Below are 14,954 nucleotides of genomic sequence, written 5' to 3'. Positions count from 1 at the left end.
CGAAGCGGAGTGCGACAGAGCGCGACCGAGGGAATGATGTTGGACACCAAGGCTGTTGGCCCCGTGGGCATCGTCATGGGCAGCGACAGCGACTGGCCCGTGATGCAGCTCGCGGCCGACGCGCTGCGCGAGCTCGGTGTCGCGTTCGAGGCCGATGTCGTCTCGGCGCACCGCATGCCGCACGAGATGATCGACTACGGCGCACGCGCGGCCGAGCGCGGTCTGCGCGTGATCATCGCCGGTGCCGGGGGAGCGGCCCACCTGCCGGGCATGCTCGCCTCGGTCACGCCGCTGCCGGTCATCGGCGTCCCCGTGCCGCTGAAGTACCTCGACGGCATGGACTCGCTGATGTCGATCGTGCAGATGCCGGCCGGCGTACCCGTCGCGACCGTGTCGATCGGCGGAGCGCGCAACGCCGGGCTGCTCGCGGCACGCATCCTCGCCAGCGGCACTGACGACGAGGCGGCAGCCCTGCGCGAGCGGATGGTGCAGTTCCAGCAGGAGCTGAAGGACCAGGCGTACGCCAAGGGCGAGGCGCTGCGTGATCAGGTCGCCCAGGGCTGACCTCAGCCCTGCATCGCCCGCCGGACCGCCCGGCGTACGGTCTCGCCGACGACCTTGGGCGTGCGCTCGCTGGTGTGCACGCCCATGTGCACCGGCGGTGGCTCGGGCAGGTCTGTGACGGGTTGCAAACCCTCGGGCGAGCGACCGAGCGTCGGCAGCAGGACCACGCCGAGGCCGGCGCGCGCTGCTGACTGCGCGCCGGAGAGGTCACCGACCTCGACCACGATCTGCCAGCGCAGGCCGCTGTCGGAGAGCGTGTCGAACGCCGGCTGCCGCAGAGAGCAGGGCGCGTCGAAGACGACGAGCGGGACGGGTGCGTCGACCGGGGGCTCCCAGCCCGGCGTGGCGTACCACTGCAGGTGCAGCCGGCTGCGCTGCTGCGGCGGCGCTGCGCCGAGCTCGGTGAACACTGCGACGTCGATCGCACCGGACTCGACCATGTCCTGGACGGCGTACGAACGATCGAGGCGCAGGCGAATCTCCTTGTCCGGCAAGCGATCTCGCACCGCCGGCATCATCTCGGGCAGCAGGATCTCGGCGGCGTGCTGGGCGGCCGCGATCGTGAGCAGGTCGGCGCGTGAGCGCTCGAACAGGCCGAGCGCCGCGTCGTGGGCGGCGAGGATGCGCCGGGCCTCGACGAGCAGCCTCTCGCCGTCGGGCGTGAACCGGGTGCGGCGGCCGACGCGCTCGACGAGGGGTACGCCGGTCGCCTGCTCCAGCCGACGGACGTGCTGGCTGACGGCCGACTGCGTGAGGTGCAGCGTGGCGGCGGCGCGGTGGAAGCCACCGGCTGCGGCGACGGCCACGAGCGACCGCAGCGGCGCGATGTCGAGGGTGCTCACCTGCTGACAATAAATGATCGCGAATCATGATTGATAGTGATTCACGATCATTGTTGGACGCGGGTTCGGTTGTGGGCGGACGCTGTTCGACATGAGGTTGCAACCACGTCTGGCCGTGACGGTCGCGTTCCTGTACGCCCTCGGCTACCCGGTCGGCGCCCTCGGCGTCGAGGCGATGGCGCCCGGACCGTTGCTGACCGCGCGCTTCGTGCTGTCGGCGATCGCGCTCGCCGTGATCGCCCGGGTGAGTGGCGCTTGGTGGCCGCGGGGCACCCAGCTGCGGGATGCGGTCGTCGTCGGCCTGCTCACCGAGGCGGTGCAGTTCATCAGCTGTTACGAGGCCATGCGGCTCGGTGTCTCGCCCGTGCTGGTGGCGCTCGTCGTCGCGATGAACCCGCTGGCGACGACGCTGCTCGCCGCTGTCCTGCTCGGCGAGCGGGTGTCAGCACGACGCGTGGTCGCGCTCGTGCTGGCCCTCGTGGCGGTGGTGGTGGCGTTCGCCGGGCGCGTGGCCGACGTGGGCGGTCTCGACAGCGCGTCGCTCGCGCCGCTGGTCGCGCTGCTCGGGCTCTCGCTCGGCGGGGTGCTGCAGCAGCGGCGGCTCGTCGGTGTCGACGCCGTCCCGGTGAGCGCCATCGGGGTCACGGCGTCCATCCCGTTCGCGGTCGCGTTCTCGCTCACCGCTCCCGTCGAGGTGTACGACGCGCGTCAAGCCCTGCTGTCGGTGCTCGCGATGGTGGTGCTCAGCTCGGTGCTCGGGATGACGCTGTACCTCCACGCGGTCAAGCAGGCCGGGGCCGCGCAGGTGGCGATGCTCTTCGCCGTCATCCCGTCCGGGGCGGCGTTGCTGACCTGGCTGCTGATCGGCACCCGACCCGACCTCGGCGTCCTGGTCGGGCTGGTCATCGGTGCCCTCGCCTGTGTTGTGGGCCGGGAGTCGCGACGTCGGCGGCCGACGGGCGACGTCGGCGTACCCGCTCCGGCTGCGTCTGTCGGTGCGCACACCTAGCCTGAGCAGGTGACTCGACCCGTGCGTCTGGAGTGGACCGTGCTCGACACGGTCATCGGCCCGCTGCTGCTGGCGGCCACGGCCCAGGGGCTGGTGTCGGTCGTCTTCCACGCCGATCCGCAGGTGCGCGAGCGCACGCTCGAGCGCATCGGCGCCCGCCTCGATGCCGAGCCGGTCGAGTGCCGCACCGCGTTGCTGGTGGAGCCGGTGCGTCAGGTCGAGGACTACCTCGCCGGACGCCGCACCGACTTCGACCTCGCGCTCGACTGGTCGCTGTCGTCCGGGTTCAACCAGCAGGTGCTGCGCGAGCTCGCGTCAGGGGTGGCCTACGGCACGGTCGTCGCCTACGGCGACCTCGCAGCCCGGGTCGGCCAGCCGCAGGCCGCGCAGGCCGTCGGCATCGCCATGGGGTCCAACCCGCTGCCGGTCGTCGTGCCCTGCCATCGCGTGGTCGGGGCCGACGGCTCGATGGTCGGGTTCGGCGGCGGGGTCGAGACCAAGCGACGGCTGCTCGAGCTCGAGGGTGTGCTCCCGCAGCCGCTGTTCTGAGCGCCCCGACGTCACCTGCTGTCCACACGTTCGTCGTACGCGCATCGCCGTCCACAGGCGCGCGGTCGGGCATAGTGCGAGCCGGGTGCTCCAGCCCAGGATCGGATCAGTCACCGATCCTCGAAGGAGCCCCACCATGATCCGTCCCGTCCTCGTCGCGGTGTGCGCCGCGCTGGCAGCCGTCGGCACCGCCGCACCGTCCTGGAGTCAAGGAGCAGACACCACCATGACGTCCCACCCCGGTCCCGCCCAGCCCAGTGCAGCTCCCGCCGAGGTCGGGGGAGTGACGCTGCCCCAGCTGCCCGCCGGCCTCGGCGAGCACAGCGCGTTCGGCTCCGAGGACGACGGCGTGCAGATCACCACCGGCGTCTGGGAGTCCACCAACGCCGAGGGCGCTGTCGTCGACCTGTCGGTCACCGTCGTACGGTCCGACCGGTTCAGCTCGCCGGCGGCGTTCCACGACTGGGTCGTCCCGTGGCAGGAGCGCCCGAGCGAGGAAGCGGCGTACACACCGACGAAGGTCCACGGCACCGATGCCTGGCTCGCAGGAGACCAGATCCTGTGGCTGCTGCGCCCTGGTGTCGGAGTCTCGGTCACGCTCGACAAGTCCCGCTTCGACGCCGCGGCGCTGCCGAGCATCGCCGCCGCCGCTCACGAGACGGCGTCGGAGGGCACGCCCGCCCCGAAGTAGAGTGCCCCCCGTGACTGGGAACCCTGACTTCGACCTGTACAAGATCTCGGAGGACCACGAGGCCCTCCGCGAGGCCGTCCGCGCCGTCGCCGATGACAAGATCGCGCCGCACGCCGCTGAGGTCGACGAGAAGAGCGAGTTCCCGCAGGCGGCACTCGAAGCTCTCGTCGCGGCCGACTTCCACGCTCCGCACGTCGCGGAGGAGTACGACGGTGTCGGCGCCGACGCGCTCGCGACGTGCATCGTCATCGAGGAGGTCGCGCGTGCGTGCGCGTCGTCCTCGCTGATCCCCGCGGTCAACAAGCTCGGCTCGATGCCGGTCATCCTCGGGGCGTCCGAGGAGGTCAAGGCCAAGTACCTCCCGCCGCTGGCCAAGGGCGAGGCGATGTTCTCCTACGGCCTGTCCGAGCGTGAGGCCGGCTCCGACACCGCCTCGATGAAGTGCCGCGCCAAGAAGGACGGCGACGACTACGTCCTCAACGGGCAGAAGTCGTGGATCACCAACGCCGGTGTCTCGCAGTTCTACACCGTCCTCGCCGTCACCGACCCCGACGGTGAGCGTGGCCGCAACATCTCGGCGTTCGTCGTCGAGAAGTCCGACGAGGGCTTCGGCTTCGGTGAGCCCGAGCGCAAGCTCGGCATCAAGGGCAGCCCCACCCGCGAGCTGCACTTCGACCAGTGCCGCATCCCGGGCGATCGTCTCGTCGGCGCCGAGGGCGAGGGCCTGAAGATCGCGCTGCGTACGCTCGACCACACGCGCGTCACGATCGGCGCCCAGGCCGTCGGCATCGCCCAGGGTGCGCTCGACTACGCCCTCGGCTACGTCAAGGAGCGCAAGCAGTTCGGCAAGGCCATCGCCGAGTTCCAGGGTCTGCAGTTCATGCTCGGCGACATGGCCATGAAGCTCGAGGCGGCGCGTCAGATGGTCTACGTCGCCGCGGCCAAGTCCGAGCGGCACGACGACGACCTCCCGTTCTTCGGTGCGGCCGCCAAGTGCTTCGCCTCGGACGTCGCCATGGAGGTCACGACCGACGCCGTGCAGCTGCTCGGTGGTGCCGGCTACGTCAAGGACCACCCGGTCGAGCGCATGATGCGCGACGCCAAGATCACCCAGATCTACGAAGGCACCAACCAGATCCAGCGCATGGTGATGGCCCGCCAGCTCCTCAAGGGCTGAGCGAGGCCCCACCCGCCACCCACAGCAGAAGGTTCGAGCGTCATGACGCTCGAACCTTCTGCTGTGTAGGGGAGGAGACGCAGGACGCGCTACGGCTTCACCGTCGGGGTCTGGTCGTTGTTGAGGGCCTCGAACAGCGCCTTGGCCTGGTCGCTGTCCCACTTCACGGCTGAGCCGGCGGGCGTGGAGAGGTTGTTGTCCGAGACCGGCACCTGGATCGACTGACCCTTGCCGCTCGACAAGCCCTTGAGCGCCCACATGATCTTCAGCGCCTGGATGGGGCCCATGTCGTGGTCGACCGCGACGCCCTGGGCGCCGGAGGTGCCCATCTTCTTGAGCTTGAAGGGGTTGATGATGTTGCTCGGCGTCGCCATCTTCTTCATCAGCGCACCGAGGAACTCGCGCTGACGCTTGGCGCGACCGAGGTCGCCGAGCGGGTCGGAGTAGCGCGCCCGGACGTAGCCGAGGGCGTTCTTGCCGTCGAGGTTCTGGCACCCGGCGGGCAGGTCGATGTGCGCCTTCTCGTCCTTCATCGGCTTGGGCAGGCACATCTTCACGCCGCCGACGGAGTCGACCACCGAGGCGAACCCGCCGAACCCGATCTCCATGTAGCCGTCGATACGCAGGTCCGTCGCGTCCTCGACGGTCTGGATGAGCAGCTTGGGCCCGCCCTCGGAGAACGAGGCGTTGATCTTGTTGCGGCGGTGGCCGGGGATCTTGACGTAGCTGTCGCGGGGGATGCTGACCAACGTCGGGTCACCGCTGTCCGGCATGTGCAGCACCATGATCGAGTCGGTGCGCTTGCCGGCGGACGAGCCGGTGCCGAGCGTCTTCTTCTGCTCGTTGGTGAGTCCTTCGCGGCTGTCGGAGCCGACCAGCACGAAGTTCTTGCCCTTGCCGTCGGCGGGCCGCTCGTCGGTCGGGAGCGCGTCGACCTTCTCGACCTTGCCCCACACCGCGTTGCCCGCCCAGGCGATGGCGGCCACCCACAGCAGCAGGATCACGACGAACGCCGCGACCCACCTGGGCCAACGACGCCGGCGACGGGGAGCGCCGACAGGCCGGTCACCGGCGGGCGGCCGAGGCCCGCGGGGGCCACGAGGACCGCCAGGCCCACCGGGCGGCGGCACCTCGCCGTGGCCGCCGTCGTCCACCGGGCGGCGCGGACCGGCCGGGAGCCGCTGCGTGTCGTCGTACGCCGGTGCGCCGCCCGGGCGCGGACGGTTCGGCATCGCCTGGGTGGCGCCGCCGTCGTCGTACTGCGGGCGCTGGTCGTTGCTGCGCACCGGGATCGGGCGGGCTCCACCGCCTGGTGGTCTCCCACCACCGGCGCCCGGCCGAGGGCCGCGGGGTCGCGCAGGGCGCGTCCCGCCGCCGCGGCGGGTGTCCACCGTGAAAGCGTCGTCGGGGCTGGGTCGCCCGCCCGGTCGTCCTGCGCGGCGTCCTTGCTGCTCGTCGTCCTGAGGCACCGCGACAGGGTAGCGGCCGCAGGTGCATGCTGCCGGGACGTCGACGTGCCGGACACCCCGCACACGCCCGCGGCCGGCCTGTAGCCTCGTGCCGCCATGACACAGGACACAGGTGACCGCGCGCCCGCAGCCACAGCCACCGGTATCTCGGTGGTGATGCCCATCCTCAACGAGGAGCGTCACCTCGCCCACGCCGTCGAGGCGGTCCTGAGCCAGCCGGCCCCGGGCCCGGTCGAGGTCATCCTCGCGGTCGGGCCGAGCAGCGACCGCACCCACGAGGTCGCCGAGCAGCTCGCGGCTGACGACGCGCGCGTACGCCTCGTCGACAACCCGAGCGGACGCACGCCCGACGCCCTCAACGCAGCGCTCGCCGCGGCGGCGTACGACGTCGTGGTCCGGGTCGACGGGCACGGGATCCTCTCGGCCGACTACCTCGCCACGGCCGTCCGCGTGCTCGACGAGACCGGCGCCGCCAATGTCGGCGGCATCATGGACGCCGTCGGCACCACGTCGTTCGAGCGCGCCGTGGCGACCGCGATGAAGTCGCGGCTCGGAGTCGGTGGCGCCCGGTTCAAGCTCGGCGGTGAGGCGGGCGAGGCCGAGACCGTCTACCTCGGGGTGTTCCGTCGCGAGTGGCTGCGGCGTGTCGGCGGCTACGACAGCCGGTTCAGCCGCGCTCAGGACTGGGAGATGAACTACCGGATCCGGCAGGCCGGCGGGCTGGTGTGGTTCACGCCCGAGCTGCGGGTCGAGTACCGCCCGCGCGGGTCGTTCCGGGCGCTGGCTCGTCAGTACCGCGACTACGGCCGCTGGCGCCGTGTGGTCGCCCGCCAGCACCCCGGCTCGATCAACCTGCGCTACCTCGCACCGCCGGCGGCCCTGGCAGGCGTGGCGCTCGGCGCGGTCGGCGGCGTGCTGTGGAGCCCGTTGTGGCTGCTGCCGGCCGGCTACGTGGCGGCCGTGACGGTCGGCGGCGTGGCGGTGGCCCGTGCGGACGGCCTCGCGGTGATGGCGCGGATGCCCGCCGTCCTGGCCACCATGCACATGACCTGGGGGTGGGGCTTCCTCACCAGCACGATCCGGCTGCAGGACGAGCCGACCGGTCTGGGCGAGGCACAGACGACTCCCAGCAACGGGGCGGTAGCCTGACTCGGCGCGCTCACCGGAGCGCGTTTTCGACGGCATCACCCCACCCAGGCAAGGACGGCATGGACACCACGCGGCTGGCGAGAATCTGGTCTCACCGCAAGGTGCTCGACACCCTCGTCCGGCGCGACCTGCGTGTGCGCTACGCCCGCAGCTGGCTCGGCTACCTGTGGACCCTGATCGACCCGCTCGCGATGGGCCTGGTCTTCTTCTTCGTCTTCGGTGTGCTGCTCGCACGCCACACCGGCGCCAACGACCTGGTCTTCATCGTCTACCTGCTCGCGGGCATGCTCCCGTGGAACTGGTTCAACAACTCGATCAACGAGACCGCCCGTGCCCTGTACGCCGAACGGCTGCTCGTGCGGTCGACCAACATCCCGCGTGAGATGTGGGTGATCCGGGTCGTGATCGCCAAGGGCATCGAGTTCCTGCTGTCGTTGCCCGTGCTCGTGCTGTTCGTCGTGCTGGTGATGGCCGGAGTCCACCTCGGCGACGGCGACGTCAGCCTCAACTGGCGGCTCGTCGCGATCATCCCGGCGCTGGTCCTGCAGTTCATCCTGTGCATCGGGATGGGGCTGGTGATGGCGCCCGTGACCGCACTCGTCGACGACTTCGTCCGCATCGTGCGCATCGTGCTGCGGATGCTCTTCTACTTCACGCCGATCGTCTACGCCATGGACCTCGTCGACGACAAGCTCCCGTGGGCGCGTGACCTGATGATGTTCAACCCGCTCGTCGGGATCATGGACATGTGGCGAGTGGGCCTCTCGACCACGGTCGAGGTCGACCTGGCCGCCTGGGGCACGGCTGCGGCCATCTCGGTCGCCTGGCTGGTGTTCGGCCTCTGGGTCTTCCGCAAGCTCGAGTCGGCCGTCCTGAAGGAGATCTGACGTGACCGACACCGTTCAGTGGCGTACGGCGCCCGGCGAGCCCGTGATCACCGTCGAGGACCTCGGCATCGAGTTCCTGCGCGGACGCAAGCGCAAGCTCTCGCTGCGCGAGATCGTGTTCCAGCGCACGACGAGCCACGACAAGGAGACGTTCTGGCCACTGCGCAACATCTCCTTCGAGGTCGGGCGCGGCGAGGCCGTCGGCCTGGTCGGCGGCAACGGTGAGGGCAAGTCGACGCTGCTCAAGCTGATCGCCGGCACGCTCGTCCCCGACGAGGGCAAGGCGACCGTGCGCGAGGGCGTCGCCCCGCTCATCGAGCTGACCGGTGGCTTCATCGGCGAGCTCAGCGCCCGCGAGAACATCTACCTCGCCGCGGGCCTGCACGGCATGTCCGAGGCGGAGATCGACGAGCGCTTCGACGACATCGTGGAGTTCGCCGGCCCCCAGGTCCGCGACGGCATCGACAAGCCGTTCCGGCACTTCTCCTCGGGTATGCAGATCCGCCTCGGCTTCTCGGTCATCACCTGTCTGGACGAGCCGATCATCCTGGTCGACGAGGTGCTCGCGGTCGGTGACAAGGGCTTCCGTGAGAAGTGCTACGACCGGATGGAGGCCCTGCTCGGCCAGGGTCGCACCCTGTTCCTGGTGTCGCACTCCGAGGGCGACCTCAAACGCTTCTGCACCCGAGGCCTCTACCTGCGCGGCGGCGAGCTCGTCGCCGACGGTGAGATCGACGAGGTGGTCGAGCGCTACAACACCGACATCATGAGTCAGGGCTGACGGTCGCCTCCTGACGGATCAGACAACCCGCCGTACGCGCTCGAGGCGTACGGCGGGTTGTCTCGTCCTGGGAGGTCGGCGGGCCCTCAGGCCAGGGCGACCGTCAGCGCAGGCCCGGTCTTGTCGCGGACCTCGTCCTCGGTCACGTCGGGTGCGAGCTCGCGCAGGACGAGACCCGTGTCGGTGACGTCGATGACGGCCAGGTCGGTGATGATGCGCTGCACGACGTCCAGACCGGTGTAGGGCAGCGTGCACTCGTCGACGATCTTGTGCGAGCCGTCCTTGGCGACGTGCTCCATCAGCACGATGACCTTCTTGGCGCCGTGGACGAGGTCCATGGCGCCGCCCATGCCCTTGACCATCTTGCCGGGGATCATCCAGTTGGCGATGTCGCCGCGGGCCGAGACCTGCATGGCGCCGAGGATCGCGGCATCGACCTTGCCGCCGCGGATCATCCCGAACGAGGTCGCCGAGTCGAAGATCGAGGCGCCACGACGCAGCGTGACGGTCTCCTTGCCGGCGTTGATGAGGTCCGGGTCCTCTTGTCCCGCAACGGGATACGCGCCGACACCGAGGATGCCGTTCTCGGACTGCAGCACCAGCTCGACGTCGTCGGCGACGTAGTTGGGCACGAGCGTGGGCAGACCGATACCGAGGTTGACGTAGTCGCCGTCGTGCAGCTCCTGCGCCGCGCGGGCCGCCATCTGGTCGCGGTTCAAAGGCATGTCGTCGCTCCTCAGCGGGCGGTGGGGGTGGACAGGGCGACGTCGGGGTCACTCGACACCGCGTCCGGTGCCGGACGGGTGGTGACGCGCTCGATGCGCTTGTCGGCCGCCTGCTCGGGCGTGAGGGCCAGCACCCGCTGCACGTAGATGCCCGGCAGGTGGATCTCGTCGGGGTCGAGCTCGCCGGGCTCGACGAGCTCCTCGACCTCGGCGATGCTGACGCGCCCGGACATCGCGCACAGCGGGTTGAAGTTGCGGGCCGTCGTACGGAACACCAGGTTGCCGTGCCGGTCGCCCTTCCACGCTCGTACGAGTCCGAAGTCGGCGGCGATCGCGTGCTCCAGCACGTAGGTGCCGGTCCGGTCACCCAGGGTCAGCTCGCGCGTCTCCTTGGGCTCGGACTCCTTGACCACTGACCCGTCCGAGCCGTACCGCAACGGCATACCGCCGTCGGCGATCTGGGTGCCGACGCCGGTGGCGGTGTAGAAGGCCGGGATGCCCGCACCTCCTGCGCGCAGCTTCTCGGCGAGCGTGCCCTGCGGGGTGAGGTGGACCTCCAGCTCGCCCTCGAGGTACTGGCGCGCGAACTCCTTGTTCTCACCGACGTAGGACGCGGTGATGCGCGCGATGCGCTTGTCCTTGAGCAGGATCCCCAGACCCCAGTCGTCCACACCGCAGTTGTTCGAGGTGATGTCGAGGTCGGTGACTCCGGAGTCGTGGAGCGCACGAATCAGCACCGAGGGGATACCGCACAGACCGAAACCACCGACCGCGAGCGATGCGCCCGACTCGATGCCTTCGATCGCGGCGGCCGCAGGCGACACGACTTTGTCCATGCCGGCGACTGTAGCCAGCGGCCCGGCCGCTGGTGTCTCGGGTCACACCGTGGTCAGGGGCGGACCGTGACGCCCTCGGCGGTGAGGCGGTCCTCCAGCCGGGTGGGGTCGGCCTCGCGCACGAGCACGACCGATCCGTCGTCGACCCACGCGGCGAGCGCCGCCTGCGCGACGTGCGCGACGTCGCCGGTGACCAGCTCGCGCCGGCCCGCCTCACCGGTGCCGCTCACGACCAGGTCGTCGTACGACACCTCACCGCTCGGCGTCCGCAGGGCGACGTCGGAGCCGGCGGGCTCGGCGTACGGCGTCAGCTGGTCGGCGTACGTCGCGAGCTCTCGGGCCTCGTCGATCGCACCGGCGGGCACCTCGACGGTGGCGGCCCGCGCCAGTGCGGCGAGCGTGGCGAGCACCTGGGTGCCGTCGGTGTCGACCGGCTCAGCGGTCACCACGACGTCGGCATCGTCGTCCGTCGTGACGACGGTGGCCCCGACCGACCAGGCAGCGAGCGCCCAGTACAGCGTGCGCCAGTGCTCGCCGGGCAGCCGCAGCGCGACGGTGCTGCCGGGCTCGACGTCGAGCTCGTCCTGCAGCAGGTTGCCCGCCTTGGCGACCCAGTTGGCGAGGACCTTGGCGGACAGCTCGATGCGCTCGCCCTGGGTCGGCCCGGGGGCGTCGTCGTAGAAGGTGACCCGCGGCCTCGTCGGGTCGGTGCGCAGGAGGCGAAGCAACACGGCATCCGGGGTCATGGGCGCTCATCCTGCCAGCCGGCCGCCACCGCGCGGTGGGCGGCGGGGGACTGGGTAGGGTCGCGTCCCATGAGTGTCCGGGTGATCCTGCAGTCCCGCATGTCCTCCTCGCGGCTCCCGGGCAAGGCGATGCTCAACCTCGCCGGTCGGCCCGTCGTCGTGCTCGCCGCGCAGCGCGCGGCCAGCACCGGCCTGGACGTCATGGTCGCCACCAGCGACCAGCCCGAGGACGACCCGATCGCCGACGCCGTCGACGCGGCCGGCGTACGCCTGTTCCGTGGCTCGCTCGACGACCCGCTGCGTCGGTTCGCCGGGGCCACCGAGGACCTCGGCGACGACGACCTCGTGGTGCGCCTGACCGCCGACAACATCGTCCCGGACGGCCTGTTCGTCGAGGACCTCGTGCGCACGATGCGCGCCTCGGGCGAGGCCTACATCCGGGTCGCCGTCGAGACGATCTACGGCGTGGGCGCCGAGGTCTTCACCGTCGGGCTGCTGCGCGCGGCCGACGCCGAGGCCACCGAGGACTACGACCGCGAGCACGTCACGCCGTGGATCCGCCGGCGTACCAACGACATGACGCACCCGCTCACCTCCGAGCGGCGCATCCGCTGCACGATCGACACGCTCACCGACTACACGGTGGCGTGCACCGTCGTGCGCGACCTCGAGGACCCCACCACGGTGCCGTGGGACCAGATGCTCGCCGCGTTCGGCGACGCAGGGGGAGCGCTGCCCGACCGCGTGCGGGTGACCGCCGAGAACGCCATCGGCCAGGGGCCGTGGCTGCTCGGCGCGGTCCAGCTGGGCGTGAGCTACGGCGCCGCCAACACGACCGGACGACCGGTCGGAAGCCAGGCGTCCCGGATGCTGCAGCTCGCGGCCGCCGGTGGTGTCACCCACGTCGACACGGCTCGCGCGTACGGCGACAGCGAGGCCCGCATCGGGCAGAGCCTCGCGCACGGTCTGAGTGAGCGCATCGGCGTCGTCACGAAGATCCGGCCCCTGGACGACGTGCCCGACGACGCACCCGCAGCCTGGGCTTCGGCCGCGGTCGAGAGCTCGGTCGCCGAGTCGTTGCGTCAGCTGCGCAGCAGCCGGGTCAGCGCGCTGCTCCTGCACCGCTGGGCCGACTGGAAGCGCGGCGGGGGCGCCGTTGCCGACCGGCTCGCCCGACTGCGCGACGAACGGATCACGACCGCGATCGGCGCGTCGCTGTCGACTCCTGACGAGCTGCTCGAGGCACTCGCCGACGACCGCGTGGGCTACGTCCAGCTGCCGTTCAACGCGCTCGACCGGCGCTGGCTCGCGCCGCAGGTGCAGGACGCCCTCGCTGCTCGACCCGACGTGATCGTGACCGTGCGCAGCGTGTTCCTGCAGGGTCTGCTCGTCGGTGGAGACTCCGTGCCGTGGCCTGCCAACGCGGGTCTCGACGCCTCCGAGGTGCGCGCGGGCATCGCCCGGCTCGTCGACGAGCTCGGCCGGCAGGGCCCCGTCGACCTGTGCGTCGCCTACGCCCGCGGGCACGCCTTCGTCACCTCGGTGGTCCTCGGCGCCGAGACCGTCGAGCAGGTCCGCGGTCAGGCCGAGCTGATGTCGCGCCCGCCCCTCACCGCCGACGAGATCGCGCGCGTGCACGAGGTCCTTCCGGCAGGCCCGGAGACGCTGGTCGACCCGAGCCGTTGGACGATGGCGTCATGACCACCGACCTCCTCGGACTGCGCGGCACCGTCGCCGTCGTGACCGGCGCCTCCGGATGGCTGGGTGCTGCCATGGCCACGGCGCTGCTCGATGCGGGTGCGCACCTGCACGCTGTCGGCCGCGACACCGGTCGCCTGCGCTCGGCGCTGGGCGACCGCGCTGACGACCCCCAGCTGACCCTGCACGCGTGTGACGTCACCTCGGACGCCTGGCCCCAGCTGCTCGCCGGCCTCGGTCGCATCGACGTCCTCGTCAACAACGCCCACGTCGGCCGGGGCGGGTCGATGCGCACCGCGACCGCCGACCAGTTCGACGAGGCCTTCGAGCTCGGCGTCAAGGCGGCCTGGCGCGGCATCGAGGCAGCGCGCGACGGCATGCTCGAGGCCGTTCGGGCGGGTTCCTCGCCGGGCGTCGTCAACGTCGCCTCGATGTACGGCGTCGTGGCCCCTGACATGTCGATGTACGCCACCGAGGAGGGGCGCAACCCGCCGTTCTACGGCGCGGCGAAGGCGGCCCTGCTGCAGCTCACGCGCTATGCCGCGTCCGAGCTCGGCCGCGACGGCATCCGCGTCAACGCGCTCACCCCCGGCCCCTTCCCGGCGCAGGCGGCGCAGGCCGACCCGGCGTTCGTCGAGCAGCTCACCAGCCGCACCCTCACCGGCACGATCGGCGCGCCGGAGGACATCCAGACGGCGCTGCTCTACCTCGCCTCGCCGCGCTCACGGTTCGTGACCGGCAGCAACGTCGTGGTCGACGGCGGCTGGACCGCACGCTGAGGTCAGCGGCTGCCCACGCGAGCCAGCAGCGCATCGGCCACCCGCTCCCGACCGCGGCCGTCGACGAGTGACTGACCACGCTCGGCCAGGTCGGCACGCACGTCGGCATCGGTGATCAGGGGCAGCAGGCCAGGAGCGGGTACGCCGGCGCGCAGCTCGTCGAGCAGCCCCACCGGGGCGACGACGTGCTCCGCCAGCGTCATCTCGTAGCCCAGGCGCTGGTTGTCGACGACGCACACCACGGCGGTCGGGACGCCGAGGCACAGCAGCTCCCAGACCGACGACCCGGACGCGCTGACCGCCGCGTCGCAGGTGACGGCCAGAGCCCCGAGGTCCGCCACGGGATCGACGACCTCGACCTGCTGGCGCGGGCCGACGGCCAGGCCGGCGAGCGTCGTACGGACCTCGTCGCGTGCCGCCACCACGGTGACGTGCACGGGGGCGCCCGTCTCGAGCAGCAGAGGTACGACGGTCACCGCGGCGTCGTACGGGTCGGTGCCGCCGAACACCGCGAGTACACGGGGCGGGTCGTGCGGCTGCGGGACGCTGCTGCGGCGACGCTCGAGCACGCTGTCACGGAACAGCGCATGCTCGATGCCGGCGAGTGCCACGGACCCGTTCGGACCGCCGGTGTGGGGTGTGGCGCGCAGGTTCTGGTCGACGTAGACGTCGGCCTCCTGAGCCGACCCGAACGAGCCGTCGACCATCGCGAGGACGACCACGCCACGCTCGCGCAGCCGGGCGCCGAGGTCGGGGGCCAGGTGGTAGCCGTCGATCACGACGGCGTCGGCCCCGAGGTCGACGGCCTGCTCGACGACGGCGGTGAGGTCGTCGCCGGGGCGGACGAGGGCGACGCCGGTCTCGTCGACCAGCCGCTCCAACCAGGCGATCTCGCCGAGCCCGCCGAGCAGCGTCACCCGGTGCCCGCGAGCGATGAGCTCCTGGGCGAGGGCCAGGCAGCGCACCACGTGACCGACCCCGAACGACGGGTGGGCGTCACAGCGCAGGACGACATGTGCGGCAGCGGCCTCGGTCATGCCCGAATCGTAGGA

At 71.2% G+C, this 14,954-nt stretch carries 16 protein-coding genes; 10 read left to right on the top strand and 6 right to left on the bottom strand.

Annotated elements, in window-relative coordinates; genetic code table 11:
• The first annotated feature begins 33 nt into the window (after positions 1-33).
• On the top strand, positions 34-564 hold the full coding sequence (gene purE, locus VV01_RS12445; protein WP_197275036.1) for a 5-(carboxyamino)imidazole ribonucleotide mutase: 531 nt from the start codon (positions 34-36) through the stop codon (positions 562-564).
• A gap of 2 nt (positions 565-566) precedes the next feature.
• Here the strand turns inward: purE and VV01_RS12440 are convergent, their stop codons facing one another.
• On the bottom strand, positions 567-1,406 hold the full coding sequence (locus VV01_RS12440; protein ID WP_050670167.1) for a LysR family transcriptional regulator: 840 nt from the start codon (positions 1,404-1,406) through the stop codon (positions 567-569).
• Positions 1,407-1,497: 91 nt separating this feature from the next.
• Here VV01_RS12440 and VV01_RS12435 point away from each other — a divergent pair, with 91 nt between their 5' ends.
• From VV01_RS12435 to VV01_RS12420, 4 genes are all read left to right on the top strand, one after another.
• Positions 1,498-2,415, top strand: a complete 918-nt coding sequence (locus VV01_RS12435; protein WP_050670166.1) for a DMT family transporter — start codon at positions 1,498-1,500, stop codon at positions 2,413-2,415.
• A 9-nt stretch (positions 2,416-2,424) separates the two neighbouring features.
• Entirely contained in the window at positions 2,425-2,964 is a 540-nt protein-coding gene (locus VV01_RS12430) for a methylated-DNA--[protein]-cysteine S-methyltransferase (RefSeq protein WP_050670165.1), read from the top strand.
• A 136-nt stretch (positions 2,965-3,100) separates the two neighbouring features.
• On the top strand, positions 3,101-3,655 hold the full coding sequence (locus tag VV01_RS12425; protein ID WP_050670164.1) for a hypothetical protein: 555 nt from the start codon (positions 3,101-3,103) through the stop codon (positions 3,653-3,655).
• Between the two features lie 10 nt (positions 3,656-3,665).
• Positions 3,666-4,832, top strand: coding sequence for an acyl-CoA dehydrogenase family protein (locus VV01_RS12420; RefSeq protein ID WP_050671902.1), 1,167 nt, complete (start codon positions 3,666-3,668; stop codon positions 4,830-4,832).
• A gap of 89 nt (positions 4,833-4,921) precedes the next feature.
• Here the strand turns inward: VV01_RS12420 and VV01_RS12415 are convergent, their stop codons facing one another.
• Positions 4,922-6,301, bottom strand: coding sequence for an LCP family protein (locus tag VV01_RS12415; protein WP_231635226.1), 1,380 nt, complete (start codon positions 6,299-6,301; stop codon positions 4,922-4,924).
• A gap of 96 nt (positions 6,302-6,397) precedes the next feature.
• On the opposite strand from VV01_RS12415, the gene VV01_RS12410 reads away from it, so the two are divergent.
• From VV01_RS12410 to VV01_RS12400, 3 genes are read left to right on the top strand one after another with little or no spacing between them, the layout of a single operon-like run.
• Positions 6,398-7,450, top strand: a complete 1,053-nt coding sequence (locus VV01_RS12410; RefSeq protein WP_050670163.1) for a glycosyltransferase family 2 protein — start codon at positions 6,398-6,400, stop codon at positions 7,448-7,450.
• A gap of 59 nt (positions 7,451-7,509) precedes the next feature.
• Complete coding sequence (locus tag VV01_RS12405; RefSeq protein WP_050670162.1) at positions 7,510-8,337, top strand: ABC transporter permease; 828 nt, start codon at positions 7,510-7,512, stop codon at positions 8,335-8,337.
• Position 8,338: 1 nt separating this feature from the next.
• On the top strand, positions 8,339-9,118 hold the full coding sequence (locus VV01_RS12400) for an ABC transporter ATP-binding protein (protein ID WP_050670161.1): 780 nt from the start codon (positions 8,339-8,341) through the stop codon (positions 9,116-9,118).
• Positions 9,119-9,204: 86 nt separating this feature from the next.
• On the opposite strand, the gene VV01_RS12395 is transcribed toward VV01_RS12400, so the two are convergent.
• From VV01_RS12395 to VV01_RS12385, 3 genes are read right to left on the bottom strand one after another with little or no spacing between them, the layout of a single operon-like run.
• Positions 9,205-9,843, bottom strand: coding sequence for a CoA transferase subunit B (locus tag VV01_RS12395; RefSeq protein ID WP_050670160.1), 639 nt, complete (start codon positions 9,841-9,843; stop codon positions 9,205-9,207).
• Positions 9,844-9,854: 11 nt separating this feature from the next.
• The gene (locus tag VV01_RS12390; protein ID WP_050670159.1) at positions 9,855-10,679 is read right to left on the bottom strand and encodes a CoA transferase subunit A; all 825 of its coding nucleotides are present in this window, start codon (positions 10,677-10,679) and stop codon (positions 9,855-9,857) included.
• A gap of 53 nt (positions 10,680-10,732) precedes the next feature.
• On the bottom strand, positions 10,733-11,425 hold the full coding sequence (locus VV01_RS12385; RefSeq protein ID WP_050670158.1) for a TIGR03089 family protein: 693 nt from the start codon (positions 11,423-11,425) through the stop codon (positions 10,733-10,735).
• A 69-nt stretch (positions 11,426-11,494) separates the two neighbouring features.
• Here VV01_RS12385 and VV01_RS12380 point away from each other — a divergent pair, with 69 nt between their 5' ends.
• Positions 11,495-13,126, top strand: coding sequence for an aldo/keto reductase (locus VV01_RS12380; RefSeq protein WP_082220955.1), 1,632 nt, complete (start codon positions 11,495-11,497; stop codon positions 13,124-13,126).
• Positions 13,123-13,902, top strand: a complete 780-nt coding sequence (locus VV01_RS12375; RefSeq protein WP_050670156.1) for an SDR family NAD(P)-dependent oxidoreductase — start codon at positions 13,123-13,125, stop codon at positions 13,900-13,902. Before VV01_RS12380 ends, VV01_RS12375 begins: the two co-directional genes overlap by 4 nt.
• Before the next feature lie 2 nt (positions 13,903-13,904).
• Here VV01_RS12375 and VV01_RS12370 read toward each other — a convergent pair whose 3' ends face one another.
• Positions 13,905-14,939: a PseG/SpsG family protein gene (locus tag VV01_RS12370; RefSeq protein WP_050670155.1), complete on the bottom strand. Its 1,035-nt coding sequence runs from the start codon at positions 14,937-14,939 to the stop codon at positions 13,905-13,907.
• Positions 14,940-14,954 lie beyond the last annotated feature (15 nt).

This window comes from Luteipulveratus halotolerans (assembly GCF_001247745.1).
GTDB classification, from domain to species: Bacteria; Actinomycetota; Actinomycetes; order Actinomycetales; family Dermatophilaceae; genus Luteipulveratus; species Luteipulveratus halotolerans.
Note: the sequence above shows the minus strand (reverse complement) of the source record. Positions and strands in the feature narration are given on the sequence as shown.